This window comes from Snodgrassella sp. W8132 (genome assembly GCF_016100865.1).
Taxonomy (GTDB): Bacteria; Pseudomonadota; Gammaproteobacteria; order Burkholderiales; family Neisseriaceae; genus Snodgrassella; species Snodgrassella alvi.
The window spans coordinates 768,400-794,902 of record NZ_JACFRQ010000001.1 but is presented as its reverse complement, the minus strand read 5'-3'; the positions used below and the strand labels follow the sequence as shown (position 1 = coordinate 794,902).

22 protein-coding genes are annotated in these 26,503 nt (G+C 42.0%); 3 read left to right on the top strand and 19 right to left on the bottom strand.

The genetic code is table 11. The features are described from left to right. The first annotated feature begins 2 nt into the window (after window positions 1-2). Entirely contained in the window at window positions 3-1,925 is a 1,923-nt protein-coding gene (mutL, locus tag H3U82_RS03525; protein ID WP_198209238.1) for a DNA mismatch repair endonuclease MutL, read from the top strand. 86 nt (window positions 1,926-2,011) lie between these two features. Here mutL and H3U82_RS03520 read toward each other — a convergent pair whose 3' ends face one another. From H3U82_RS03520 to ubiA, 12 genes are all read right to left on the bottom strand, one after another. Further along, window positions 2,012-3,601, bottom strand: a complete 1,590-nt coding sequence (locus H3U82_RS03520) for a YdgA family protein (RefSeq protein WP_198209236.1) — start codon at window positions 3,599-3,601, stop codon at window positions 2,012-2,014. 140 nt (window positions 3,602-3,741) lie between these two features. Further along, the gene (locus H3U82_RS03515; RefSeq protein ID WP_198209234.1) at window positions 3,742-4,548 is read right to left on the bottom strand and encodes an RNA methyltransferase; all 807 of its coding nucleotides are present in this window, start codon (window positions 4,546-4,548) and stop codon (window positions 3,742-3,744) included. Continuing rightward, complete coding sequence (locus H3U82_RS03510) at window positions 4,545-5,498, bottom strand: tRNA-dihydrouridine synthase (RefSeq protein WP_198209231.1); 954 nt, start codon at window positions 5,496-5,498, stop codon at window positions 4,545-4,547. Before H3U82_RS03510 ends, H3U82_RS03515 begins: the two co-directional genes overlap by 4 nt. A 150-nt stretch (window positions 5,499-5,648) precedes the next feature. Beyond that, window positions 5,649-6,398, bottom strand: a complete 750-nt coding sequence (locus tag H3U82_RS03505) for a phosphate/phosphite/phosphonate ABC transporter substrate-binding protein (protein ID WP_198209230.1) — start codon at window positions 6,396-6,398, stop codon at window positions 5,649-5,651. After that, the gene (locus tag H3U82_RS03500; RefSeq protein ID WP_232335786.1) at window positions 6,395-6,886 is read right to left on the bottom strand and encodes a PAS domain-containing protein; all 492 of its coding nucleotides are present in this window, start codon (window positions 6,884-6,886) and stop codon (window positions 6,395-6,397) included. Before H3U82_RS03500 ends, H3U82_RS03505 begins: the two co-directional genes overlap by 4 nt. A gap of 237 nt (window positions 6,887-7,123) precedes the next feature. Then, window positions 7,124-8,161, bottom strand: coding sequence for a pseudouridine synthase (locus H3U82_RS03495; RefSeq protein ID WP_100125526.1), 1,038 nt, complete (start codon window positions 8,159-8,161; stop codon window positions 7,124-7,126). Window positions 8,162-8,171: 10 nt separating this feature from the next. Further along, window positions 8,172-8,762 carry an SMC-Scp complex subunit ScpB gene (locus H3U82_RS03490; RefSeq protein WP_025330760.1) on the bottom strand — a complete coding sequence of 197 codons (591 nt, stop codon included), beginning with the start codon at window positions 8,760-8,762 and terminating at the stop codon, window positions 8,172-8,174. 53 nt (window positions 8,763-8,815) lie between these two features. After that, window positions 8,816-9,739 (bottom strand): ribosome biogenesis GTPase YlqF, encoded by a 924-nt coding sequence (ylqF, locus tag H3U82_RS03485; RefSeq protein ID WP_038649505.1) that lies wholly within the window; start codon window positions 9,737-9,739, stop codon window positions 8,816-8,818. A gap of 89 nt (window positions 9,740-9,828) precedes the next feature. Beyond that, window positions 9,829-10,689, bottom strand: a complete 861-nt coding sequence (rapZ, locus tag H3U82_RS03480; protein ID WP_198209228.1) for an RNase adapter RapZ — start codon at window positions 10,687-10,689, stop codon at window positions 9,829-9,831. Then, window positions 10,670-11,632, bottom strand: a complete 963-nt coding sequence (gene hprK, locus H3U82_RS03475; RefSeq protein WP_025330762.1) for an HPr(Ser) kinase/phosphatase — start codon at window positions 11,630-11,632, stop codon at window positions 10,670-10,672. Before hprK ends, rapZ begins: the two co-directional genes overlap by 20 nt. Window positions 11,633-11,644: 12 nt before the next feature. Continuing rightward, the gene (gene ptsN / locus H3U82_RS03470; protein WP_198190339.1) at window positions 11,645-12,100 is read right to left on the bottom strand and encodes a PTS IIA-like nitrogen regulatory protein PtsN; all 456 of its coding nucleotides are present in this window, start codon (window positions 12,098-12,100) and stop codon (window positions 11,645-11,647) included. A 150-nt stretch (window positions 12,101-12,250) separates the two neighbouring features. Beyond that, window positions 12,251-13,081: a 4-hydroxybenzoate octaprenyltransferase gene (gene ubiA, locus H3U82_RS03465; RefSeq protein ID WP_078475652.1), complete on the bottom strand. Its 831-nt coding sequence runs from the start codon at window positions 13,079-13,081 to the stop codon at window positions 12,251-12,253. 255 nt (window positions 13,082-13,336) lie between these two features. On the opposite strand from ubiA, the gene H3U82_RS03460 reads away from it, so the two are divergent. After that, window positions 13,337-13,804 carry a histidine phosphatase family protein gene (locus tag H3U82_RS03460; protein WP_041881034.1) on the top strand — a complete coding sequence of 156 codons (468 nt, stop codon included), beginning with the start codon at window positions 13,337-13,339 and terminating at the stop codon, window positions 13,802-13,804. A gap of 38 nt (window positions 13,805-13,842) precedes the next feature. Beyond that, window positions 13,843-14,199, top strand: coding sequence for a YkvA family protein (locus H3U82_RS03455; RefSeq protein ID WP_198209226.1), 357 nt, complete (start codon window positions 13,843-13,845; stop codon window positions 14,197-14,199). Window positions 14,200-14,218: 19 nt separating this feature from the next. Here the strand turns inward: H3U82_RS03455 and H3U82_RS03450 are convergent, their stop codons facing one another. From H3U82_RS03450 to rbbA, 7 genes are all read right to left on the bottom strand, one after another. After that, complete coding sequence (locus H3U82_RS03450; RefSeq protein WP_084585903.1) at window positions 14,219-14,944, bottom strand: GMP synthase; 726 nt, start codon at window positions 14,942-14,944, stop codon at window positions 14,219-14,221. Window positions 14,945-15,128: 184 nt separating this feature from the next. Next, window positions 15,129-16,721 (bottom strand): bifunctional aspartate transaminase/aspartate 4-decarboxylase, encoded by a 1,593-nt coding sequence (locus H3U82_RS03445; RefSeq protein ID WP_198209224.1) that lies wholly within the window; start codon window positions 16,719-16,721, stop codon window positions 15,129-15,131. A 30-nt stretch (window positions 16,722-16,751) separates the two neighbouring features. Beyond that, window positions 16,752-18,452: an aspartate-alanine antiporter gene (aspT, locus tag H3U82_RS03440; protein ID WP_084585904.1), complete on the bottom strand. Its 1,701-nt coding sequence runs from the start codon at window positions 18,450-18,452 to the stop codon at window positions 16,752-16,754. 894 nt (window positions 18,453-19,346) lie between these two features. Then, window positions 19,347-20,903, bottom strand: coding sequence for a patatin-like phospholipase family protein (locus H3U82_RS03435; protein WP_110414243.1), 1,557 nt, complete (start codon window positions 20,901-20,903; stop codon window positions 19,347-19,349). A gap of 157 nt (window positions 20,904-21,060) precedes the next feature. After that, the gene (locus H3U82_RS03430; RefSeq protein WP_198209222.1) at window positions 21,061-22,539 is read right to left on the bottom strand and encodes an efflux transporter outer membrane subunit; all 1,479 of its coding nucleotides are present in this window, start codon (window positions 22,537-22,539) and stop codon (window positions 21,061-21,063) included. A gap of 31 nt (window positions 22,540-22,570) precedes the next feature. Then, the gene (locus H3U82_RS03425) at window positions 22,571-23,698 is read right to left on the bottom strand and encodes an ABC transporter permease (RefSeq protein ID WP_232336098.1); all 1,128 of its coding nucleotides are present in this window, start codon (window positions 23,696-23,698) and stop codon (window positions 22,571-22,573) included. Then, on the bottom strand, window positions 23,699-26,503 hold the full coding sequence (rbbA, locus tag H3U82_RS03420) for a ribosome-associated ATPase/putative transporter RbbA (RefSeq protein WP_198209220.1): 2,805 nt from the start codon (window positions 26,501-26,503) through the stop codon (window positions 23,699-23,701).

Sequence of the window (26,503 nt, the reverse complement as noted above, 5' to 3'; positions counted from 1 at the left end):
TTATGAGTCAGATACATGTATTACCCGATCATTTAATTAACCAGATAGCTGCCGGAGAAGTGATTGAACGTCCGGCCAATGCACTGAAAGAAATAATTGAAAACAGTCTGGATGCGGGAGCCAGCCATATTGATATTCAGCTGGAAGCCGGTGGTATCAAACGTTTGTCGGTTACTGATGATGGCCAGGGCATAGATAAGACAGATATTCCGCTAGCTTTACATCGCCATGCAACAAGTAAAATCAGTTCTCTGGAAGATCTGGAAAAAGTAGTAAGCATGGGTTTTCGTGGTGAAGGTCTGGCCAGTATTGCCTCAGTCAGCCGCCTGACTCTAACCAGCCGTACAGATATGGATAATCACGCAACTCAAATTTATGCAGAAGACGGCAAACTCAGTGATGTTAAACCAGCTGCACATTCCACTGGAACAACTGTTGATGTAGTTGAACTTTTTTTCAACACACCGGCAAGGCGTCAGTTTCTTAAATCACCTGCAACTGAGTTTGCACATTGTCGTACCATGGTAGAACGTCTGGCACTGGCTCATCCTGAAGTAGCATTCAGTTTACAGCATAATAATAAAAATATACTTTCATTGCCTGCGCAATCCCTGCAAGAGCGCTGCTCAGCCATTATGGGAACAGATTTTACCGCTGCCAGCCTGAGTGTTGACGAAAAACTCAATGAAATGCGTTTACACGGACTCATTGGTAAACCCACTTTTACACATGGCAAAACCAGCCAGCAATATATTTTTGTCAATCAGCGATTTGTACGGGATAAAATTATTCTGCATGCAGTTAAACAGGCATATAACGATGTTTTACATCAGGCTTTAACACCTGCATTTATCCTGTTTCTTACCTTGCCGCCTATCGAAGTTGATGCAAATGTCCATCCAACCAAAACTGAAGTGCGTTTCCGCCAGGGGCAGGCTGTACATCAGCTTGTATTTCATACTTTGAATAAATGTCTGGCTTCTACGAATGCCAGCCATACCACCTCTGTATCCCAGCCGGAAACAGCACTCAAAGATATTATGCAAAAACAGCCGGCTGAAGTTCACCAAGTATTTGGTTCTAATAAAATCAATACTGCAATACAGTCTCCGGCACCATATCAGCGAAGCCATACACCGGTTCAGCGCAATCTGAGTTTAAAAGAATCACAGAGTGCTCTGAATACTTATGCTGAATTATATAAATCAGAACCAGTACTTGAAAACAATACAATCAGTATCCCACAATCAGCAGAAGTTGATAATGAACTGTCCAGCTTGGAGCAAGTACGCGGTATAGATTCTACTTATCAATCAGTACAGGCAAATGAAACGATAGTTCCCCCACTGGGATATGCTATTGCCCAGCTACTTGATATATATATTCTGGCACAAGCAGAAGACGCACTTATTCTGGTCGATATGCATGCTAGTGCCGAACGGGTAAATTATGAAAAAATGAAGCAACAGCGTGATGCAACGGGTAAAGTAAGTAGTCAGACATTACTGATTCCAATCCGCTTTAATGCCAGCCATGAAGAAATTGCCCTGGCAAATGAATATGCTGCTACTTTACAAGATTATGGTCTGGATATTTCGGTTGAAAATCATCAGCAATTGGTGGTGCATACCGTACCGGCTATGCTGGTAAAAAGCGATATTAAGCTGCTGGTACAGGAAGTTTTGGATGATTTAATGAAAATTGGCAGCAGCGAAGTCATCAGGGAACGGGAAAACCGCATTCTTTCCACTTTAGCCTGTCATGGTTCAGTACGTGCAGGACGTAAATTAACTTTACCGGAGATGAATGCATTACTGCGCGATATGGAAAATACAGAACGTGCTAATCAGTGTAATCATGGTCGCCCTACATGGGTAAAACTTCGCTTACAGGATTTGGATGCTTTATTTTTGAGAGGACAATAAATAATTATCTATACTAAAATTTGATATATGAATTAATAAAAAACCTCTTAATCAGCAAGATTAAGAGGTTTTTATACTAATGGTAGTTAGTGATTAGTGGCAGCTTGAGGGATAGAAGCAGTTTCAGATGCTGCCGGTAATTCAGCATAATCCGGCTCAGGTTCTGATTCGGTATTCCACATTTTGCCATTCAGATAAAGCTTGCCGCCCAATAATTTCAGATGAGTTTTAATAACCCCATTGTCGACCTGTATATAGCCTTTGGTCTGCATGGATTTAACCGCACTATCAATCATCAAGCGGATTGTCTGATCAATATCTTCAAGAGCTTCCGGCCCCCCTGCACTGGCATCTACAGTAAAAAAGGCACGCGCCTGACTGATGGCAAAATTTTCCATTACCGCCTGAGGAATGGCAAAGTCCATCTCTGACTCAGTTTTGTTCAGCATTAATCCAAACTGCTGCATATCAGAGGCAAGTAGGTTTTTAAAACCAAGGCTGCCATGTATATCTATTAAGCCCTGCGGCATTTGCAATTTAAAACTGTTCAGTTTAATAAGCGGGTCATGAGTAAACAGTCCCTGCCCCTCATTACGCACAGCAGATACTATTGCTGCGCGAAGTTGCTCATTATTCAGATTCTGAGTTGATAACTGAGTAATTTTGTTATTGATCGCCACCAGACTGGCTGCATCCAGATGTTCGGCAGATGCATCAATATCCAGCGGACCATAAACATCATTGCCATACTCTAATTTAGCAAAACCAAATTTACCATTACTATTAATCCACTGATCTTTTTCCTGAGTAGAAGTAGCCAGTTTCAGATCCTGAATGTTAATTTTGGCAGGAATACTGCTACCAGCCGGACTAATAAATGCACCTATCTGCAAATTAGTTACCAGATTAACCAGCTGATCTAAACGGATACTGTTATCAGATGCATCATTCCATGTAAATGTAATGTTTTTGATACTCAGATCACTATTACCTAAAGCCAGTGATGTTTTACCATGTTCTGTATGGCTGTTCAGCTTTAAATCCTGATAAGACGCATGTCCTTTAGTCGCCAGAATCACATCCAGGCCGGGACTGACTGTATGGCTATCATAACTATTAAAATCTTTAGCATAATCAATTGTTGAATCCAGTCCCTGCCAATTAATTTTAATTCCGGATAACTCTTCATAATTGAATTTCGGAATCACAACGTGCATTTGTCCGCTTCCACTTAGATTAATGGTATTTTCAAGCTTTAGCGGCGCGTTCTGGCCAAAAAAACGATCAAGAATCTGTTTTGCCTGAGGCGTGAACTGCAGTTCAGTTTCTACATGAGCCCGTACAGGACGAATACTGCCGGCAAATAATCCATGATGGACATGATTAACCAAAGTAATCGGTTGTTGCAGTACCGTGCGTACATTATCCGGTAACTGTTGCTGTACACCGGCAAAAAAACTGGGTTTAAAGCGAATCTGCATAGTCTCTGTTGAACTAAACCAGCCGCGTTCATAGTTCTGCTTTTCAATCAGCAGAAAAGAATTTTTGGCAAGTAAAGCACGCTGTTCGTCCAGACTTTGCTGGGCTTTAATACCCAGATAATATGGCAAACCCAGTAAAATCAGTAATACAACCGCCACTAAGGCAGCAACAATCGTTACAATACGTTTATTCATGCTTGAAATGTCTTATATATCTACGTTCTGCAAGATTAGCAGGATAACATCAAACAGAGCATTTGTCCGCCGGGTTTGCTGCTGATAACTGCCCTAGTTTCATTCCGGTATCTGCAAATCAGACCCGAAAAATAAAAATATTAATTGTTTGGTAGGGTGTTTACCTGAAGCCGCTGCCGCTGTTGTTCAAATAAACAAATAGTTGCAGCCATAGCCACGTTAAGAGATTCTGTCTGACCGGTCATGGGAATAATTACAAGTCTGGAAGCAGCTTGTAGCATTTTTGCACTCAGCCCGCTTCCTTCATTGCCAAATATCCAGCCGGCAGGTTCGTTCAGATTTAATGTATAAAGACTAAGCGACTCAGGACTCAATGCCGTAGCATACAACGGATAGGCATAATCTGTACACCAGGCTGTTAAATCGGAAACAGTCTGTATATTCAAATAGGCATGTGCACCCATTGCCGCACGTAATACTTTGGGCGACCAGACATCGACACTGTCTTTGCTCAGTACAATATTATGAACACCGGCAGCCAGAGCACTGCGTAAAATGGTGCCAGTATTACCGGGATCCTGTACTCTTTCTAAAAGAATAACATCCTGAATATCTGATGCAGATACAACCTTCGGTAACTTCACTATTGCCACAGGTTCTCTTGAATTAACTAAATCACTGATTTTATCCAGCAGATTGTTCGCAACCAGTACAACCTGGTGTGCCGGAATCGCTACGAGTAAATCAGAAATTTCCGAGTCATGAATACGCTGTTGCGGTAAATATAATGCCTGAATTAAATATCCTGCCTGAATGAATGTTTCAATCAAATGAACACCTTCCAGTACAGCAAGCTGATGCTGACGGCGGTAATGAGACTGTGCAATTAATCTGGACAAATGCTTTAGCTCATTATTACTGGCAGATTGTATAATTTTATAACTCATACACTATTCTGGCTTTCTTCTAATTGCTGATTAAGAACCTGACTGATTTGATTAACGGCTGTTAAAGTACGCAGCTGGGTAAATAACTTTCCGGCTTCAGGGTAATTTAATTTAAGCATGCCCAGCCATTGCTTTAGTCTGGATACCGGATAAGCTGAACCCTCAGCGGCTTTATCACAACAACTATTAAAAAAATCATTAATCCACGGCAGAATTTCTTGCCATGATAGTGCAGGTATTACTTGCCCATGATTATAGGCAGCAATTTGGCGTGCCAGATCCGGACATTGAATTGCCCCGCGCCCCAGCATAACATCTGTACAATTACTAACAGCACGGATTTTCTGATAATCAGCCAGTGTAAATACATCACCATTGGCAATAACCGGAATACGAACTACCTGATTAATACGCCCTATCCATTCCCAATGAGCGGGAGGCCGGTATCCTTCGCTTTTTGTACGTGCATGTACGGTTAGCTGCTGTGCACCACCCTGTTCTATGGCCTGTGCACAATCTAGAGCCAGATCTTTATTTTCATAACCCAGACGCATTTTGGCACTCAGCATAATTTTATCTGGCAGGCTTTTGCGTACTTTGGCTACTATTTGTTCAATTTTATCCGGATACTGCAGAAGAACTGCACCACCCTGATGCTGGTTAACAGTAGGAGCCGGACAGCCAAAATTCAAATCAATATGTGTAGCTCCCAGTTCAACCACCTTTTGAGCATTCAGTGCCATATTTTCTGAATCGCTTCCTAATATCTGTACAACTACAGCAGTACCGGCCTGAGTTTGATTATTATTTGTCAGTTCAGGCATATATTTCAGCCAGATAGAGCGACCATGAATGGTATGAGTTATGCGCACAAATTCGGTAATACAAACATCAAATCCGCCAATGCGTGTTAGCAGATCGCGCATTGGCGCATCTATTAAACCCTGCATAGGCGCCAAAAATAATTTTGGTATAGTACTTTTAGTTTGCAAAATAATACAGCTCACACAAATTACAATTACTTAAATCAAAAAACAACGCAACTTGTTTTATAAACAAGTTGCGTCGACAATTATAAAATAAAATTGCTTTTAAAAGCTTTAATCGCGTAATGTTTCAATCAAATCGATTAATAATTCAACATCTTCTTTTTTCAATACTTCAAAGCCGTCATTTAAACCCAAGTCCTCCAGCAACATTTCACCAGCCGGAGTATCACGCATGGTACTGAATGCATTCTGTAAGTTTTCCAGCATTTCTGCATTACGCGGATGCAATAAAATCAAATGATATAAATCATTGATTTTACTTTCAATTAACAGATTTAAGCGACTACGTGTAATAGCAGTCAATTTATGATAGGCAGAGGACATAAATAAACCAATATTACCCTGATTCTGTATCAGTCCGCGGGCAACAGCTGCAAAAGATTCACTTTTAATCCACGTTAAATCTTTTTCATCTATATCAACGGCTTCCAACAGTCGCAAAGCAATTAGTTTAACATCGTAATTCTCGGTACACAGAATTGACATACCGGGCTTGATATCTTCAAGTGACTTGATCTCACTGTCTGCACTACTGGCAATAATCATCTCATCAAAACAATTGACGGGCTTTACCACCGGCAAATAACCAAGTTCGCGAATAAGCTTGGAAGCATTGAACGGATTAGCATAGATAATATCAACATTATCCTTATCAATTTCCTGCTGTTCTTCTTCAGCATTACTGGCCATAGATAAATGCACCGGTGCATCAATCAGCCGTTGCAGGCGAGTATTAAGAAAATGCCAGCCGGCATAGTATTCAGGAGGAAAGTCTGGGGCAATTAAAAAATTGATTGTCATGAGTCACCCCGCTCTTCTTTCATGAGGCCTTCATATAATGCCTGCATTTCTAATACTTTACTGCGGGAAGGTTTACGTCGTACAGAGGTATAGCCTTCAATAACACCATCGCGGATATTAGGTACTATCGTAGCGTAAACCCAGTAAAAACCACCGTCTTTACGCAGGTTTTTTACATAGCCATGCCATTTCTTTCCTTGCTCTACAGTATCCCACAAATCTTTATAAGCTACTTTGGGCATATCAGGATGGCGTAAAATATAGTGCTCGGCACCCATCAGTTCATCGCGCGACCAGCCACTCATGTGTACAAACACTTCATTTGCATGAGTAATAATTCCCTTCAGATCTGTTCTGGAAGTAATCAGACAGCCATCAGGAAACTCTGTTTCTACATCAGTACAATATACCGTGCGTTTCACACCATCGTAATGTGTCAATTCAAATGTGCGGTGTTCGATTTCTGGCACTTTCATTGGTGAAATCATTATGACTCCATTTTCTTGAATGTGGACAACCAAGCAAATAATGCAAAAATTAATTTGCAATATATATTGCGCCGATTAGCAAAAGAACACAAAGCATTTAATCAGGTTGTGTAAAAAAAGACACTATTTATTGACACGAATCAATCAATATTCAACTTAATGTAAAAAAAAATATACACTGATTAATTAGATATAACATACAGTTGAGCCGTCTATCACCTCCAAAAAGCTCTATATTTACCGTTTCCTTGAGGACTCAGACTGATATAAACCAGCCCATTTCATAACATTGGCTACTTCAAATTCATTCAGTTCGTAATACTGACCACGTTTCAGCCTATTAGGTAAAGCAATCGGTCCGAAACGCACACGAACCAGACGGCTTACGGTCAGCCCCTGACTTTCAAATAAACGCCTTACCTCACGGTTGCGCCCCTCTTTAATGATGATGTTGTACCATTTATTCGCTCCCTCACCACCCTGTTCCCACAGATGCTGAGCCTGAGCAATACCATCCTCCAGTTCGACACCATTGAGCAAACTTTGTTTCTGTTCTTCACTCAGTTCACCCAGAACACGAACAGCATATTCGCGTTCTACTTCAAAACTTGGATGAGCAAACCGATTAACCAGTTCACCGGAGGTGGTTAATATCAATAACCCGCATGTATTAATATCCAGACGACCAATGGCTACCCAGCGACTGCTGGCTGTCTGAGGCAAGCGGTCAAATACACTGACCCTTCCCTGGGGATCATCACGGCTGACAATTTCACCTTCTTGTTTGTAATAAACCATAATGCGCGGCAAACGATCCGGCCATTTAATATTAATAGCAGAACCGCGCACACTGACTTCATCATCCGGCGTGATTTTGTCTCCCAATTGAGCCACTTTACCGTTAATACGTACCAGCCCCTGGCTAATCCACTGTTCCATTTCCCGTCTTGAACCGGCACCAGAAGCGGCAAGAGCTTTTTGCAGTCTCACAGGCTCCATTTTTTCCAGACTGATACGCTGGTCTTTCAGCATCCGTGCCCGTTGCTGAATTTCTTGATTAGGCGTACGCTGCACCAGTTTTTTGGCACGCTGTACTTTCGTTTTTGTATTAGCTGTAATTACAGAACTATCCGCTTTACCACCTGTATTATTTTGCTGTCTGAGAGCTGATTTGGTCTTATTGCCGGAGTGCCGCCCGGAAACATGTTTATTGCTTTTACTGGCTACTCCGTCGCGTATCTGGCGTTTAGTTAATTTTTTCTTGGCTTGATTCATTCATATACTCCTATCTGTCTTCAGACAGTTCTTCTGCGGTAGACTGATCTACGGCAGGTTCATTTAAATCAGGTAAGACAAGCTCACCCAATTCTGTTAATGGTGGTAACTGGCTTAAATCTTCCAGCTGCAAATCACTCAGAAAGCCAGCTGTGGTAGCCCATAAATTTGGCCTTCCCAGGCTATCACGCTGTCCGATAATTTCTATCCAGCCTCGATCCTGTAATGTTTGTAAAACATTACTTGAGACAGCAACACCACGGATAGCCTCAATATCACTTCGCGTTACCGGCTGCTGGTAGGCAATAATGGCCAGTGTTTCCAGTACAGCCCGGGAATAACGGGGGGTGCGCTGAACATCCAGACTGGCCAAACGGGGATAAGCCGCATGAGTAACCTGAAAGCGCCAGCCCTCGGCACTATGCACCAGATTAAGTGCCCTTTCTTGCCAGCGTATTTGCAGTGCTTCCAGTATGCTGGTTAACTCATCTGATGATAAAGGCGGATCAGTAAGCGCAGACAAAATTTTTTCACTTAATGCTTCACTTTGGGTCAGCAATGCAGCTTCAATTAATGCTTCGATAGAAACAGATTGATTCATAGTCATATATTTCTATACTTAAATTGAAATCCGTTTTAAATAATCTATAAAGATTAACCTTTGCGCGCAGCTTTTCTGGCTGCCCGTTCTGCCTTAAGCTGTGCTTCATGCTGCTGACCTTTTTTCAACCAAACTGCCCACTGATTGGGCGTTTCCAATGTAATACGACCGATTAGTCCGTCACGAAAATCAGTCAGCAGGCGTTCAGCAGCTTTCTGGTAATCAATGCGCCCGCCACTTAATAATGCACCACGCTTTTTACCTACCCATTCTAACCATTGATCATCAAGCCAGTGCGAGCTTTCGCTCAAGTCGGCCTGATAGCGTTGCTGTAGTAATGGCAAATAATGCCGGCGCAGATAATCCAATAATTCCAGTGCCACCACCTCTTCATCCAGGGCATTACGACCCACGGCACCACTGGCAGCTAAATTATAACCGGCCTCCTCAACTATAATTTTCGGCCATAACATTCCGGGCGTGTCGTATAACCAGAAATCATCAGCCAGTATCAGTCGCTGTTCAGCCTTAGTAATACCCGGCTCATTACCGGTTTTGGCACTGCGTTTACCCAGCATGCCATTAATTAAGGTAGATTTACCTACATTGGGAATACCGCAAATAAGCACTCTCAGAGGTCTGTCCAAACCGTGGCGATTAGGAACCAGTGCACGGCTGGCCGCAATAATTCTGTTAGCAGCCTGCTTTTCTGATGCATCCAGTGCCAAGACATTAGTATTGGGCTGGGAACGGTAATCAGCCAGCCACAACTCTGTGCGCTCGGGATCAGCTAAGTCCTGCTTATTCAGAATTTTTAATTTTGGTTTATTCCCGGACAGTTTTGCCAGCAAAGGATTGGCACTGGAAGCAGGCAGGCGGGCATCCAGCACTTCAATTACCATATCCACGCTCTTTATCCGTTCGGCAATGACTTTTTTGGCTTTGTTCATATGCCCGGGATACCACTGAATAGCCATAAACTGTCCTTGTCTGAAATCAAAAATATCAAAACTGAAAACATTCAGGCAGCCTGACATCAGGCTGCCTGAATAACGCATAATGCGTATTATACCGTTTTTTCAGAATGATTACTTAATTCTAACTGTCTGTGCCGAATCAATACTGAATAAGCATTTAACCTGTTTGCCAGTGCTTCTACAATATAAACAGAACGATGCTGACCACCAGTACAGCCGATGCCAATATTAACATAACTGCGACTTTCTTTTTCCATGTACGGTAACCAGCGCAATAGAAAACCGGATAAATCATCTATCATTTCTGCCATAATCGGCTGTCCGGAAAAAAATGTCCTTACAGGTTCATCCAGACCACTATACGGACGTAAGAGGAAATCGTAATAGGGATTAGGTAAAAAACGTACATCAAAAACGAAATCAAGACCGGCAGGTACACCAAATTTATAACCAAAAGACTCCAGAACAACACGCATTGGCGCTACCGGCAAGTGCAACCATTGCTGAATCTGGCGGCGCAATTGCGGTACATTCAGTAATGAGGTGTCAATTACATAAGCATGGCTTTGCAAAGTGGACATGTATTGCTGTTCAGCAGAAACACTCTCACTTAATGTTTTATGTTCCCGTGCCAATGGATGGCTGCGGCGTGTTTCTGAAAACCGGCGCAGTAAAACGGCTACTGAAGAAGTTAAAAACAGCAAATCTACCTGATGTCCCAGAGTACGTAACTGTGTGACCAGTTCCAATAGATCTGCAGGGTTGAAGCGTGAACGGATATCTACGCTTACGCCAAGTTGCGCTACATGACTGGCTGCATAGTGTTCAATTAGACCAGGCAACAGCTTTACTGGTAAATTATCAACACAGACAAAGCCAACATCTTCCAGTAAACGTAAAGCAATGGATTTTCCGGAACCGGATAATCCGCTAATCAATACTATCCTCATGATTCACCGCATCCTCTTTCAGCATTGAATTATGACGATCCAGAAATTGCTTGGTACTGTCCTGACCACGCATTTGTAAAATAAAGTTACTGACAGCAGCTTCTACCAATACAGCCAGATTTCGACCCACTGCTACCGGCAGAGTAACACTGCGAATAGATACATTGAGAATGCTTTCAGTTTCACTTTTTATACTCAGACGGTCAATCCTTTGCATATGGGTATCATCGGCCAATACCAGATTGATTATCAACTGTAACTGCTTTTTGGGTCGTACAGCAGTTTCACCGAAAATTGCCCGTATATTCAAAACACCAAGACCGCGCACTTCAAGAAAATCTTTCAGCATAGCCGGACAGCGGCCTTCAAGTGTTTCCGGCCCGATACGGTATAACTCCACCGCATCATCTGCCACCAAGCCATGTCCGCGTGATATCAATTCCAGCGCCAGTTCGCTTTTACCCAGACCTGACTGACCGGTTATCAGCACACCAACTTCAAATACATCCAGAAATACGCCGTATTTAACTGTAGAAGCTGCCAGCACCCTCTGCAGATAAATTCGCAAAACATCCATCAGAAAAGGACTTTCTGTTTTGGATGTCAGCAAAGGTACATTATGCGTATGACAATAATCACGCAGCATATAGGGCACAGGTAAATCATTTGCGACTATGATCAGAGACATAGTCAAATCGAACAATTCATTAAGCGTGGTTTTGATTTCACCCGCTTCAATTTTATTCAGATACTCGACTTCTGCAATCCCGATTACCTGCACCTGATTGGGATGAATAAAATTCAGATGTCCTACCAGCGCCAGTACCGGCTTATCGGCGTCAATACTGATACGGTTATCCGCACCGGCTGTGCCGGCAGACCATGCAAGTTTCAGTTTTGTCTGATTGTCATGATATAAGCGCCGTACCGAAATACTGGGCATAGTAATGTTTCCTTATACCTGATCTGCTATCAGAATTTCACGCACACTTTCGGCACTGGTAGCAGACAATAATGCATTGCGTACAGATTTTTGTGAAAATTTTCCGGCCAGTTCCGATAAAACATTCAAATGCTTGCTTGATGCATTTTCCGGTACCAATAGTATAAATACCAGACTGACGGGTTGTTCATCCGGAGCGTCAAATGCGATGGGTGTCTGCAGACGGAAAAACGCACCTACCGTATCTTTTACTGCACCGGTACGCCCGTGCGGAATGGCCACACCCTTACCTAATGCGGTAGAACCCAGCTTTTCGCGTGCAAACAAACAATTAAAAACATCTTCCTGCGACAAACCTGCCTCTTCGGATAATAATTGACCGGCTTCTTCAAACAGACGTTTCTTACTACTTACATTTAAATCAAGAACCACATGTGAAACCGGTAAAATATCCCCAATTAAACTCATGCTCATATTCAATTCCTATCAAACTGCACTGTACAGCCGGCTAATCCGGAAAGGGGACTAATTTACTTTGCTGAATCAGATACAATTTATTTCAATACAATCAAATTACAAAAATTATCTCTTATTTCTACCCGATAATGTTTTCATTGCTCATGATTTGCCTATCCAGTAATGCAGAAGCAATCCAATAAACAGGATAAGACCAATCCGGTTATTACGAACAAACATGGTAAAGCATATTTTGCGGTCTCTTGTACGAATATTGAGCCATTGACAATACTGCAAAACAGATACAATTACCAGTGCCAGCCAGTACCAGATAGTGGCGTGAATCTGCCAGCCAGCCAGAATCATCAGCAGATCAAACCCTGCATGACACAACATAACAGCAGTAATATCGTGATTACCAAAAGTAATTGCAGATGTATGAATGCCGATTTTTAAATCATCTTCCTTATCTGCCATGGCATATATAGTGTCATAAGCTAAAGTCCACAATGTATTGGCAGCCAGTAAAATCCACGCAATCATCGGCACATGATTAGTTATCGCTGCAAACGCCATAGGTATCCCAAACGAAAATGCCAGACCAAGATATAATTGCGGTAAAGGAAAAAAACGTTTAGTAAACGGATATGTCATGGCTAGAAATAGTGCGGGAATACTCATCAGCCAGGTAAGCCGATTCATAGGCAGTAAACAGAATGCAGACAAAATACACAATAATAATGTCAGTATGAGCGCTTCTTTTTTACTTACCTTTTTTAAAGCAAAAGGTCGTTGACAGGTACGATCAACCGCACCGTCAAAATCGCGGTCTGCATAATCATTAATCACGCAGCCGGCACTGCGCATTAAAAAAGTGCCGATTGTAAACAGCAGCACGATTAACCAGTCCGGATATCCGTCTGCAGCAATCCATAAAGCCCACCAGGTTGGCCATAACAGCAATAACGTACCAATCGGCCGGTCTATTCGCATTAACTGTATATAGACTTGAAAGCGCTCAGCCAACTGCCCGTTTTTTTTATCTTGCAGTTTCCTTTCTACAAAAAATCGATTCACACCTGTCTTTCAATGTTAATGCATGATTAAAAAATACAAAGATAGCCTCTGCCACATTGCCAGAACACTACTGATGCTACTACTATCAGAAAGAAGTCGGCAAACCAAATAATTGTAGCATAAGCATAACAGCTAACTGCACTCTGAAACCATAATCCAAAGGAGTAAGATATGGATTTAATTTTATGGCGTCATGCCGAGGCTGAAGACAGCCGCAATGATATGGCACGAAGATTAACAATTAAAGGGCAGCAGCAGGCAAAGTCCAGTGCTCAATGGTTGCATCAGCATTTACCGGATAACTTTCAAGTTTTCTGCTCAGAAGCAGTAAGAGCACAGCAAACTGCAGAATTTCTTAAACAGCCTTTGACTATTAATAAATTACTGAATCCTAACAGCCATCCGCTTAATCTCGCTACTTTTCTGCAACAGCAAAACGCTGCTTCTTCTGCACAGATATGGGTAGGTCATCAACCCTGGATAGGTCAATTCTGCGCTTATTTGCTCAACGGCATCTGGTTACCGCAGCAATTCTGGTCAGTGAAAAAATCAGCTTTTTGGTGGTTTGATGTCCGTTTTTATCAACAGCGCCATCAGGCACGGCTAAAAGTCGTTCTTTCACCCGCTGCTTTAAAATAAACCATACAGATATAATCTGCAAATGAAAGCATATAGCGATGAGTTGGTTACATAAAAATGTCAATATCGGACATAATCAGTTCAATGAAAAAAGCTTTTTCACAAAGCTTAGTAAAAATGCCTTAATTCTGGGTAAACCCGTAATGGTGCAGCTATACACCTTATATCTGCTTTTTAAATCAGTAGAAACACCGCTACGCAGTAAAATGCTGATATTGGGTGCCCTGCTCTATTTTCTCAGTCCTATAGATCTGATTCCGGATTTACTCGGACCAATAGGATTTACTGATGATATTGCGGTTATTACCATGGTATGCAGACAACTGCAAAAAGCCATCACACCGGCACTTAAAGCTCAGGCTGAAATAGCTGTTTCCCGATTCTTTCACCGTTAAATCATACCTTCCTGCTAAGCTATTCAATATTATTTTGATATAGCCGCATCAGTTTATCCATAAAAATAAAAAGTTGCTGGTTCATAACAGAATAATCAAAATATCTGATTTCCTCTGCTGACTGAATAAAAGGATAATCAGCTGCTTTCTCTAATTCAGATGCAGAAGCTGCAATTAATTTATCAATAGCTTTTGCATTCAGCTCCAGATGACACTGAAAACCGTATACCAACGGTGCATAACGGATAATCTGATGCGGACAACCTTTACTATAGGCAAGCACTTGTGCCTGTTCGGTCAGACCCGGCATATCACCATGCCAATGTGCCACTAGCATTTCTTTATCAAAATGAGAGATAAGTTCATCCGCCATACCTGCATGAGTTAGATAAATTGGAAAATAACCAATTTCTTTATTAGGACTGTGTTCATACATTCCGTTTAAAGCCTGCCCGATTAATTGGGCACCTAAACAAATACCAAGCACAGCCTTACCATTATTAATGGCACTGAGAATCAGACTTTGCTCTGCGTTAGTATCAAAATAAGGGCATTCCTCAATTGTCGTAACTGGTGATTGCGGCCCCCCCATAATAATCAGCATATCGAAACCAGCTGCAGATTCGGGTAATTTGTCGCCAAGATAAACGCGTGAATGCGAAATCTGATAATCTCTACTGATTGCCCATTCTTCACAAGCTGCAGCTTCTTCATAATCCTGATGAATAATAAAATGTACCCGCAATTTTATTCTCCTCCATATACAATAAAATCAGAATGAACCGGTTAAACTATACGGTTTTTTCCGGTAGATATCCAATTATAAAAGGATTTCCATTTATCAGATTTTTGATTTACTATATAGCCAAAGCAAATATAATAGCGCCGCACAAACAGTGCGGCGCTGATTTAAGCTAGGGTAAAATTAATTACTTGCTGGCTTTAAATTCTTCATGATATTCACAAGCCAGTTTATGCAGAGATGCACCAATAGCTTTGTACTGATATTCATTCAGATTGGCTAATGAAACACGACCGGATGGGTGACGTACGGCAAAACCTTTACCCGGTAACAATACTACGCCGGATTCATCCGCAATTCTGAACAGCAGTTCATTCGGATTTTTGGTTTTAACAACCCATTCAGCAAACTCATCACCATACAGCTGACGTGCAGTATCTTCCATATCAACCAGAGTGTAGTAATCCACACTGTTTTCATTAAACTCATGTTTAATACCCAGCTGTTTGTACATGGCAGCACTGCGGTTGCGAATCAGAGCCATCAGAGCATCTTTATACTGTTTCTTGGTATCCATCATTTCGGCCAGAGAGAACAGTACCATCTGCACCTGTTGTGGTGTAGACAAACCAGCTGTGTGGTTCAGAGCAACAGCACGGCTGTCAGCAACCATACGGTCGATCAGTTTCAGTTTTTCCGGTTCCGGAGTAATAGACAGATAACGTTTGTGCAATACCTGACGTTCTTCTTCAGGCAGCTCAGCAATTTTCTTGTCCAGTACATTTTCTTTGGCCATGGCAATGACACCCAAGCGCCAACCGGTAGCACCGAAGTATTTAGAGAAAGAGTACACTAAAATAGTGTTGTACGGGCACAGAGTAAACAGAGATTCAAAGTTCTCAGCAAATGTACCGTATACGTCATCAGTCAGAATAATCAGGTCAGGACGTTTTTTCACGATGTCAGCAATAATCTGCAGACTGCGGTCGTCCATTTTCACTGAAGGCGGATTGGATGGATTAACCAAATAGAATGCCTTGATTGAAGGATCTTCCAGTTTGCGCAATTCGCTTTCAGGATACTGCCAGTCCAGTTTCGGATCAGCATTGATCAGAACTTCTTCCAGTTCATAATCGTTCAGTTCTGGAATTTCCAGATAGGGTGTGAAAATTGGTGCGCCCAGAGCAATTTTATCGCCATGACGAATCAGACCATTCTGTTTCAGAGAACTGAAGATGTATGCCATAGCAGCAGTACCACCTTCAGTTGCAAACAGATCGATATCGTCATTAGACATCGTCTTAGCACCCATTTCTTCCAGAATATAGGTTTTAACGATTTCTTCAGACCAGCGCAGCATACGGTCAGGTACAGGATAATTGCAACCCAGAATACCTTCGGTCATTTCCAGCAGGAACTGATGCTGATTGTAGCCAAGCTGGTCACGTACATAGGACATGGCTTTGCTTAGAAAATCAACACCCGGTTTGTGGCGGTTACGACGGATAAAATCATCAAAACGTGCCATCAGATCATCTTTAAACGGCATACCACCGATATTCTGATCCAGGAAAGAGAAAGAAATTTCAGACTCTTCTGCAGCAAACAAACCTAATTCAAAAAAAGCATTGCGTGGTAAAGTAGCTAAAAAGTTAGGGTTACCACGACCGGCATTCAGCATCATCCGATCGTTGCGGCTCTGTGCCAGATCAATCAAGTGATTTTTCAACTCAAACGGGCTTAAATTAGCATATTTTTCAAAATCATGTTTTGAAGTCATAATAGTTTCCTCAAGAAGTTAAAGCACATATCAAACAAGAGCCACAATCAACGGACCTAACAATGTCAGGAACACATTGGCTAATGCATATGTAACGGCAAATGGAGTAGTCGGAATTGCATTGCCAGCTTTATCCAGAACTTCACCAAATGCAGGATTGGCACTGCGTGAACCAGCCAAGGCACCTGCAAATACAGCTGCATTGTCATAACGAAGCACATAGCGACCAAAGAAAATAGCCAGAATCATCGGAACCAGAGTAACCACCACACCGATCAGGAACAGAGTCAGACCATGTTCTTTAATAGTGGTAATTGCCTGTAAACCTGATTGCAGACCTACAACAGACACGAAGCCGGCCAGACCGAAGTCCTTCATAAACTGAGAAGCCGCAGCAGGCATATTGCCGAATGTCTGTTTACGGGCACGCAGCCAGCCAAAGAAAAGACCGGATAACAATGCACCACCACCGGCACCAAGCGTAATCGGAATATTGCCGATACGAATTACTACCCAGCCGATAATCAGACCAAGTACTACACCCATACCGTGATAAGCCCAGTCGGTTTTACTATTAACCGTAATAGGTGCACCGATAATGTGTACAACACGGTTAATATCACTGGTAGAACCGTAAATGGTCATTACATCGCCCAGTTTGAACTCTGTATCAGGTGTCAGATCTATTTTTTCACCATTGCGATGTAGTTCAATCAGGTAGATACCATGCTGAATTTCAAAGTCTTTATCGCTCATATGAACTTTGGAACGAATTTCAGCCATGGTTTTATTCGCATACTCAGGGTTGCGGAAAACCACATTTTTGGTATCAACAATGACTTCCAGACCCGGCTCGGCATCTAATTCGCGGCCGAATAAAGTGCTGACAGAAGTAACAGCTTCACGACGACCAACAATCAGGATGATGTCTTCCCGTTTCAGAATCGTAGACGGAGTACAGTCAATCAGATTACCGTGACGTTTAATGCGTTCGATCGTAATACCCAGATTCTCTAATTCAATATCTTTAATAGATTTCTGAATATCATGTTCAACTACATAGATACGTCCCACCATCTGCGTAATTGCCATCCCCTGATTACCTTCCAGTGCCATAGCACCTTTCAGTTGTTCAGCTTCAGCAGCTACCGCATCATCACGAATATCCCGACCCATGATTTTCGGTAACACATTCATACAAATTATGATTGCGCCAAGAGAACCAAAGATATATGTCACCGCATAACCAATAGCTACATTAGCCTGTAACTGCTGTAACTGATCGGCAGGCAGACCCATATGTGTCAGAGCATCGGCAGCCGTACCCAGAATTGCTGACTGGGTTAAACCACCGGCAGCCAGACCAGCGGCCAGACCTTTATCCAGATGGAACAGGCGTGCCATAATCATTACCGTAATAAAGCCGGTAATGGCGATAAACAATGCCAGAAAAATTTCACGCAGAGTTTTTACACCCAGTGAACGGAAAAACTGAGGACCGCTTTCATAACCCACAGCGTAAATAAATAAAGTAAACAGCAATGCCTTAAGACCAGAATCAATGTGAACATTGAGCAGGCTCAAAACCACTGCCACCAGCAGGGAACCGGCAACCCCGCCGAGCTGAAACTTACCGAAGCGTATATTGCCCAGCAAATAACCCAGACTTAACGACAGAAACATCAGAATAACCGGTGATTCCTGAATATTAGTCAATACCCAATTCAACATATGTCTACCTTCTCCTGAAAGAACGTAGGCTAGTGTGCGCTCGTGCGCTTTTAATTTTTGTCTAAATATTCATATGTACGAAAATTAATGATAATTTTGGTATTTTGTTAACAACATTGACATTTAATTAATCCAATTAATCACGTTTAATTACTATGTAAGAATAATTTCACATTCATGCGCCAATCCTGTTTTTTTGCTTTTTTCAACTGATTTTAAAGAGAAAAGTTAAGATTTTGTTCAGAATATTTTATTAATATATTAATGTAATTTAGAACTATAATATCTATATTAAATAAAATTCATTAAATAATCTGTTATTCTTATATCTTAATAGCCAATAAAATAATTTATTTCTAATTAAATATATTTAATCAGAATGCATATTTAATTATTAAACTATATAAACCATTTTTCAATACGATTGATAATCTCTAACATATTGAAATGATAATAAGAATCCTATTTAACAACTACGCTGAACAGTCAGATTTCTGTTGCCATTTCACAACAAATCATCTATTTTTTCTAAAAAAAATGATATTAAAATTAACATAAATTGCTAATTAAAATATCCATTCCAAATTATAACTAATTAAAACCATTTAACTACATAAAGTTTACATAATTATTTTTTGATTTCTCAGACTTGAATTCAGGCAGATGGTTTTATTGATAAGGGATTACTTCATCGACATTTATACCAATAACTCTTTAATACTTAAAATAAATCAATTCAGACAAGAATTTTAGCCTGACATATATACGCTATATCTGATAAGAGTTTGAGTATTGCCGGAAATGAATATAAAAAAGCCTGAATAATTTTCTTTCAGGCTTTTTTCAAACAATCAAACAGATAAAAGTATCTACTTCACTATACAATAAAATTTTTCAGCGTAATAAAGGTAATGATTCAGTATTGATAAAATTAACCACATTACTCAAATTATTTTGAGGATTATCTTCTGCATTCGGTTGATCTGTAGCATCTGCTGAATCATCACCATCATCAGATTCTTCATCATATAAACTAAATGCCTTTGTATCAGTATCGGATGAATCTACACCAATATCTTTAATCAGCCGATGATATTCGGCAGACTGGGCTAATAGCTCTTTCGCAGCTTTACGCAAATTATTCACTTCACTGCGTGCCAGATAAAACGTTGTTGGTATATGAATTACTTTATCCCTTAAAGGGGAAGAAGGTAAATCCAGTAAATTCACACTTATATAATATACCCGCGGTGTACCCTCACTACGATTTTCATTCCACCAGTCTACATATTTCTGAAATTGATGCTGAGTATCTTCTGAATACTTCTCAATCGGAATACTGGTTAAAGCTCTCACTACTTCAGTAGTTCCGGGAACACTGGCGCTACTGTCAATTTCATTTTTGCGCTGTGTCTGGGCGTTGACATTAATAATGATAATTTTATGAATATTCGCTGATTCCAGCTGGTCATACAAAGTTTCATTACTATATAACTCAGTTGTGTCCAGCAAACTGCGTAATCCGAGATTATCCGTTAATCCACCATCCAGTAAATGAATATAAGGTCTTTTCTGACTATCCTGATATTGCTTGAGATTATTACGATAAGCTGTGCGCGTCTGAGCACGGAAAGCTGTCGTGCCGGTAGCATCAGCATTATTACTATCAACCAGATTATCTGGTAACTGATAATGGCAATTACCGCCATTGTTATTCAGAGTTACCGGTGCAAAAACCAGTGGCACAGCACTGGATGCCGCTACGGCACGGGAAATGGGTAATTTAGTTAAATCAATGCAGAGTAAATCAAAATACTCCTGCGTAAAATCCAGCCGGCTGCCCAAACTCATATCAGTAGCACTAATTACCACAAACGGCCCCTTACGTTTATTATTTAAATCCGCATAAGTAGCGCCATGATATAAATGTAAATCCAGCTGTTCCTGTAACAAATCACCGCGGCCAAATTCCGGTGAAGCCAGCCGCGACCAGTTAGCCATCGAAAAAACCTGACCAACTAACATTTTCTGCAAATTTAAATTGAGAAAATTTTGCTCAAATTTCGGTATTGTATCGGCTCCGTGTAATCCAAAATAAGTAGCTAAAACTGAGCCTCCGGATATACCATAAACCACATCAACCGTATCAAGCAGACTCACCTGTTTACCGTCTATTTTTACTTGCTGCTTTTTCAGAGATTCCAGAACCCCATAACCAAACGCAGCTGCACGGGTTCCGCCACCGGAAAGCATCACAATACCGATTACATCGTCTATTTTCTTCGCATCATTGTTTAACAATGCATGTTGTATACGATAACCCTCCTGTTCATCAATATGATCAATTGTGTCTATAGGCTGATATTGCAGTGTAGAACAGGCACTCAGGCTCAATACGGCAATCAGTATCAGCAGATACCATCTAACAGATCTCGTAATACTTAGCGGCATTACAGCTCCCGGAGCGGAAAATATCAGGATACCTGATATATTTTGATTAATTAATAATTGCTATTATCATGTAATCTATCAGTGTACCATTACTGCCACTTATTCATACAAACAGAAAATTAAACGATAACATAATTTTCAGCTTAATTATCTTAAATCAGTTTTCATCAGTAATTTGCCAGCCACCGCCTAATGCCTTATACAGATTAACCAGATTACGTGCCTCTTCCAGTTTGCCCTGAATTTGCTGATCATCCAAATCTTCTGCATTCAGGCGTGCCCGTAAACTGCGGTCCAGGGTCATATCGCCATAGCGAAACAGTTTTTCAGCCGCACCGGCCTGACTGGCAGCCTGCATTTGAGCCTCATGCATTAACCGGTTTTGTTTATTCAGACTAAATTGCATCTGATATGCACTATCTACTTCAGCCAGAGCCTGTAAAATCATCTGGTCATATCCGGCAATAGCTGCCTGTAACTGAGCATCAGCCCGCTCAATATTATGTTTGATTCTGCCTGCAGTAAACACAGGAATAGTCATGCTTGCATTCAGCAAACCGGCCGTATTTTTTAAATATGAAGTACTGCTGTCTAAATGTATTTGTCCAGTCTGCCATAAAAAATTAAGCGAAAATCGTGGCAGACGGTCAGCTTTAGCACTGGCTAAACCGGCACTCATTGCTTTCACCAGATTTTCCTGAGTGCGGATATCCGGTCTCCGGGTAATGAGATCCAGTGGAACCTGTCCCGCCGGAGCAGAAGGTAAATGCTGAAAAATATCCAAAGACGCAGGCGCAACCACAAACCCTTGCGAAGACTGACCGGTCAATACTGCTATATTGCGCTGATAAACATCAGCCTGTGCCTGATAAGTAGCAATTTTTGCCTGCATACCTGAAAGTTTTGCCGCAACTTCTCTGACATCATAAGCTGATGCCTGACCTGCACGAAAACGCCCTTCCGTATATCGCTGCAATTGCTTAAGAGTAGCAACACTGTGCTCTCCTACTTTTACCCGTTGCTGCATCGCACGCATTTTCAGATAATTATCGGCAATTTCACTGCCAAGCATCATCTGCGCACCATGCCAGCGTTCTGTTTCGCTCAGGCTTAGATAATGCATTTCATCAGCATCACTGCGTTTTTGTCCGAATACATCCGGCTCCCAGCTGGCTGTAAAACCTGCCTGAACCGTATTACCATGAACATGCCGGCGATTATTACCCAGCGGCGAACCAGTTGCCTGCAAGTAATCCTTTGCATTACCAATTGCCGGTAAGTTTAAATCTTTAAGTGCATTATCACCATTGTAACGATGTAATCCTCCGCTGCTTTCCACACCTGCATTCGGTCCTAAATCAGACTCAGCCATAGCGGCACTGGCTCGTGCTGCGAGCATATTTGCTTTCATTTTGGCCAGATTCCGGTTATTTTTTAATCCGGTTTCGATTAACTCATTCAATACCGGATCCGGCCAGCTTTGCCACCAGCGGCTGATATCAGCTGAGCCGCGTGCTGCCGCATTCTGATCAAACTGCTGTGGCATTCCGACAGTAGATTTCACCTGAATATCAGTTCTGCTGCAACCTGCCACCAATCCTAAAGCCAATAATACAGACAACCATATTTTATTCATCACCATACTTCCCTAAAATCCGGTGTAAGCATCAGGAATGCTGTGCCAGCATGCCACGAAATCGCGATAGCGCCAGAGCCAGAAACAACACACCCATTATGCTCATCATCAAAATTTTCGGCCAGACAATATCCAGACCGGCATTGCGAAAGAGCACATCCTGACTAAACTGAGTAAATTGAGTTTCCGGTGAAAACCAAGTTATATACTGAAAAACTGCCGGCATACTTTCCAATGGCGATTCAGAGCCCGAAAGTAAACGCATTACCACATAAATCGGCAAACATAACAAACCAAACTGGGGCATGGTAGGAGCCAGTGTTGCAAACCAGATACCCAGAGACGCCACAGAAAACAAATAAATAAACATACCCATACTAAATAAAAATATTGAGCCGTTTATCGGAATATGCAGCCAGCCCTGAATAACCAGCCATAAAGATAGCAGAGAAGCTACTGAGATAACCGCACCATTAGCAAAAATCTTGGCCATCACAATTTCACTGGGTCGTACCGGCATAACCAGCAACTGTTCTATCGTACCGTGCTCTTTCTCACGGATTACCGCAGCACCGACCAGAATAATCGCCAATAAAGTCAGATTGGATACCACATTCATCGTAGCGATAAACCATGAGGATTCACCATTGGGATTAAACTGAATATTCAACACCGGCGTAACCGGAGATAACTTCACTGCAGACTGCTGATGTAAAAAAGAACGTGTCTGTGCATCAATTATCTGGCTTAAATAATTAAAACCTATACCAGCCTGAGTTACTGACGTTGCATCAGCCAGCACCTGAATAGTAGGAGACCGTCCTGCGACCACATCGCGTTCAAAATTGGCCGGAATATCCAGTACAAAGACATAATCGCCTTTATCCATGGCCGCATCAATTTCTTCACGCTTTACTTCTACCGGCGTTTTAAAATAGGGTTCCAGCAAAGAATCACGAATTTGGTAAGACAAGACACTGTGATCAGCATCCATAATGGCAACTGAAGCATGGCGCACCTCGGTAGTAATACTGGTTGCAACTGAGTAAATGGCTAAAGACAGCACGACTATCATTAATGCAATTAAAACCACATCACTCAGCAGGCTTTTCAGCTCCTTTACACTCAGCACCCATACATTTTTAAACCATTGCAGCATCTATACCTCCTGCTTCTTCAGCAAGCAGCCGGCCAGAAAAACGTATACCAGACAAAATACCATTAATATCAAGTAATAATTAATAAAGTCCAGAAAGCCTAAGCCTTTAGTAAAACCGCCTAAACTGATTAACTGATACCATGCAGTCGGGAAGCTCCAGCCAAACCAATAATTAACCCCGCTGAGTGTAGACAGCGGATACAGCAGACCGGAAAAATTCAGCGCCGGAATTAATGATAAGATTGCCGAACCGAAAATGGCAGCCACCTGCGACTTTACAAAGCTGGAAATCAATAAACCGAAAGCTGTCGCTGCAAATATCAATGCCAGCGCACCCAGACTCATCGCCAGAAAGCTGCCACGCACCGGCACACCCAATGCCACTATGGCCAGCCATACGAGAATCAGATAGCTGAGAAAAGAAACAAAAACATAAGGAAGCTGTTTACCAATCAGAAACTGTCTGACCGATGCGGGGGAAGTATACAAATTAGTAATTGAACCGATTTCCCGTTCTCTAACTACCCCGAGAGCCGTCATCATTACCGGTATCAGCATCATTGCCATCATAATCATACCGGGGGTGATTGCAAAAATACTTTTAAAATCCTGATTATAAACATAGCGTGGCGCAATCTGCGCAGCCGGCTTAAGAGAGATTGGCAAACCTGTTTCAGTCCATTTCATCGCAGTATAGTTATTTAGTGTCGATAAAATAAAACTTTTAATATTTTCTGCCATAAACGGCATCGTACCATCAACATAAAAGCCCACTTCCGGCTTATTACCACGCAACAGATCACGACCAAAATGCGGCGGGATATCAATCACCATTCTGGCATTGGAAAGCTTAAGCGTATTATCAATTTCAGCAGCACTATGAAGATTGCCGGTGAAAGTAAAATAACGCGAACCTTGAAATTGCTCAATCAAAGCGCGGCTTTCTACCGTCTGATCCCTATCTATTACCGCAAATTTAACATGCTCAACATCAAACGATACTGACCATGCAGCCATCATCATTAACACCACCGGTCCGAACAGAGCAAAGAATAAACGAATTTTATCCCGCAGTAATTCCTTGCCTTCGCGTACAGCAAATGTCCATATAGTCTGTAGCCAGTAAGCCAGGCTATCAACATCCGTTGTTTTACCCGATGATTGACCAAATCCGCTTTCATGCGCGGTGTTTGCGGTTTCTTTTGTATCAGAAGCAGATACCTGAGATTTAGGCTGATTTTTATCTACAGCCTCCTGCAAATAATCAATAAATGCGGTTTCAAGATCATCTGTATCCTTACTTTCACACAGTTCTTCTGGTGTCCCGATAGCCAGAACCCGCCCCTGATGCATGAATGATATCCGGTCACAGCGCTCCGCTTCATTCATGAAATGCGTAGAGACAAAAATAGTAGTGCGATGATTTCTCGACAAATTTAGCAGATGATGCCAGAACATATCTCTGGCTACCGGATCAACCCCGGATGTCGGCTCATCCAGAATTAATACCTGAGGATGATGCAGACAGGCTGCTGCCAGCTGCAAACGCTGTCTGATACCGAGCGGCATTTCACTAGGCTGAATGTCTGCAAATTCAAGCAGATCAAATTCCTGTAAAGACTGCTCAACAGAAGAATCAATCTGGGCAGCATCCATACGGTATAATCGGGCTGAAAGTACCAGATTCTGTCGTACCGTTAACTCTTCATATAAAGAAAACGACTGCGACATATAACCGATTTTCATCCGAGTCGTCATATCATTGGCATTAACCGTATGACCTAACAGCTCAGCAGAACCGGAGCTGGCATCCAGCAGCCCCGTCAGCATTTTCATGGTTGTTGATTTACCACAGCCATTCGAACCAAGAAAACCAAAAATTTCGCCCCGCTCAATCCTGAAACTAACATTATTAACGGCAATAAAATCACCAAACCGTTTGGTTAAATCTTTTGCCTCAATCGCCGGTGGAGAGTCTTTATCCGGAACAAACGGCGTTAGTTGCAGACTGCCCGATTTATTCTGCTTATTTTCAGGCAAAAGTTTGACATAAGCCTGTTCCAGCGTATCCGTATGGGTATCATCCAAAACCTGCTGAGTGGGCGCATTGACAATCAGACGACCATTATCCATTGCCAGCAGATATTCAAAGCGTTTCGCTTCATCAAAATACGCCGTGGCCACAATCACCGTCATATCTGGATTTTCTGCCCGCAATTCATCAATCAACTGCCAGAACTGCCGACGGGATAGCGGATCCACCCCAGTAGTTGGTTCATCAAGAATCAGTAATTCCGGATTGTGCACCAGCGCACAGCATAAACTTAATTTCTGTTTCATGCCTCCGGAAAGCTTACCTGCCGGTCGGTCAGCAAAAGGTGATAATCCTGTCGCCCGCAACAAACGCGCAATACGTTCGTGACGCATACGTCCGCGCAAACCGAATAAACGAGCATGAAAATCTACGTTTTCATTAACCGACAATGTTGGATAAAGATTCTGACCAAGCCCTTGCGGCATAAACGCAATCCGGTGGCTTAGCGACTGCCGGCTATGCTTGTCCGCCATACTGGCGCCAAATACCAGTACCTCGCCCTGCTGAATAATTTTTACACCGGCTATCAAAGACAGCAAAGTAGACTTACCCACCCCGTCCGGACCAATCAGACCCACCGTTGCACAACGCCGGATTTGCAATGATACATCCTGCAATGCCTTCGTCTGACGGTACTGATGAAAAACATGACGTAAATCTACAGCCCATTCTTCTCCTGTTACAGCCTGCGCTTTGGCCGTACTATCCAT

Coding starts and splice junctions, on each gene's coding strand:
- mutL (WP_198209238.1), top strand. CDS start 3: ATGAGTCAGATACATGTATTACCCGATCATTTAATTAACCAGATAGCT.
- H3U82_RS03520 (WP_198209236.1), bottom strand. CDS start 3,601: ATGAATAAACGTATTGTAACGATTGTTGCTGCCTTAGTGGCGGTTGTA.
- H3U82_RS03515 (WP_198209234.1), bottom strand. CDS start 4,548: ATGAGTTATAAAATTATACAATCTGCCAGTAATAATGAGCTAAAGCAT.
- H3U82_RS03510 (WP_198209231.1), bottom strand. CDS start 5,498: ATGCAGGGTTTAATAGATGCGCCAATGCGCGATCTGCTAACACGCATT.
- H3U82_RS03505 (WP_198209230.1), bottom strand. CDS start 6,398: ATGACAATCAATTTTTTAATTGCCCCAGACTTTCCTCCTGAATACTAT.
- H3U82_RS03500 (WP_232335786.1), bottom strand. CDS start 6,886: ATGATTTCACCAATGAAAGTGCCAGAAATCGAACACCGCACATTTGAA.
- H3U82_RS03495 (WP_100125526.1), bottom strand. CDS start 8,161: ATGAATCAAGCCAAGAAAAAATTAACTAAACGCCAGATACGCGACGGA.
- H3U82_RS03490 (WP_025330760.1), bottom strand. CDS start 8,762: ATGAATCAATCTGTTTCTATCGAAGCATTAATTGAAGCTGCATTGCTG.
- ylqF (WP_038649505.1), bottom strand. CDS start 9,739: ATGGCTATTCAGTGGTATCCCGGGCATATGAACAAAGCCAAAAAAGTC.
- rapZ (WP_198209228.1), bottom strand. CDS start 10,689: ATGAGGATAGTATTGATTAGCGGATTATCCGGTTCCGGAAAATCCATT.
- hprK (WP_025330762.1), bottom strand. CDS start 11,632: ATGCCCAGTATTTCGGTACGGCGCTTATATCATGACAATCAGACAAAA.
- ptsN (WP_198190339.1), bottom strand. CDS start 12,100: ATGAGTTTAATTGGGGATATTTTACCGGTTTCACATGTGGTTCTTGAT.
- ubiA (WP_078475652.1), bottom strand. CDS start 13,081: ATGCGAATAGACCGGCCGATTGGTACGTTATTGCTGTTATGGCCAACC.
- H3U82_RS03460 (WP_041881034.1), top strand. CDS start 13,337: ATGGATTTAATTTTATGGCGTCATGCCGAGGCTGAAGACAGCCGCAAT.
- H3U82_RS03455 (WP_198209226.1), top strand. CDS start 13,843: ATGAGTTGGTTACATAAAAATGTCAATATCGGACATAATCAGTTCAAT.
- H3U82_RS03445 (WP_198209224.1), bottom strand. CDS start 16,721: ATGACTTCAAAACATGATTTTGAAAAATATGCTAATTTAAGCCCGTTT.
- aspT (WP_084585904.1), bottom strand. CDS start 18,452: ATGTTGAATTGGGTATTGACTAATATTCAGGAATCACCGGTTATTCTG.
- H3U82_RS03435 (WP_110414243.1), bottom strand. CDS start 20,903: ATGCCGCTAAGTATTACGAGATCTGTTAGATGGTATCTGCTGATACTG.
- H3U82_RS03430 (WP_198209222.1), bottom strand. CDS start 22,539: ATGAATAAAATATGGTTGTCTGTATTATTGGCTTTAGGATTGGTGGCA.
- H3U82_RS03425 (WP_232336098.1), bottom strand. CDS start 23,698: ATGCTGCAATGGTTTAAAAATGTATGGGTGCTGAGTGTAAAGGAGCTG.
- rbbA (WP_198209220.1), bottom strand. CDS start 26,503: ATGGATAGTACGGCCAAAGCGCAGGCTGTAACAGGAGAAGAATGGGCT.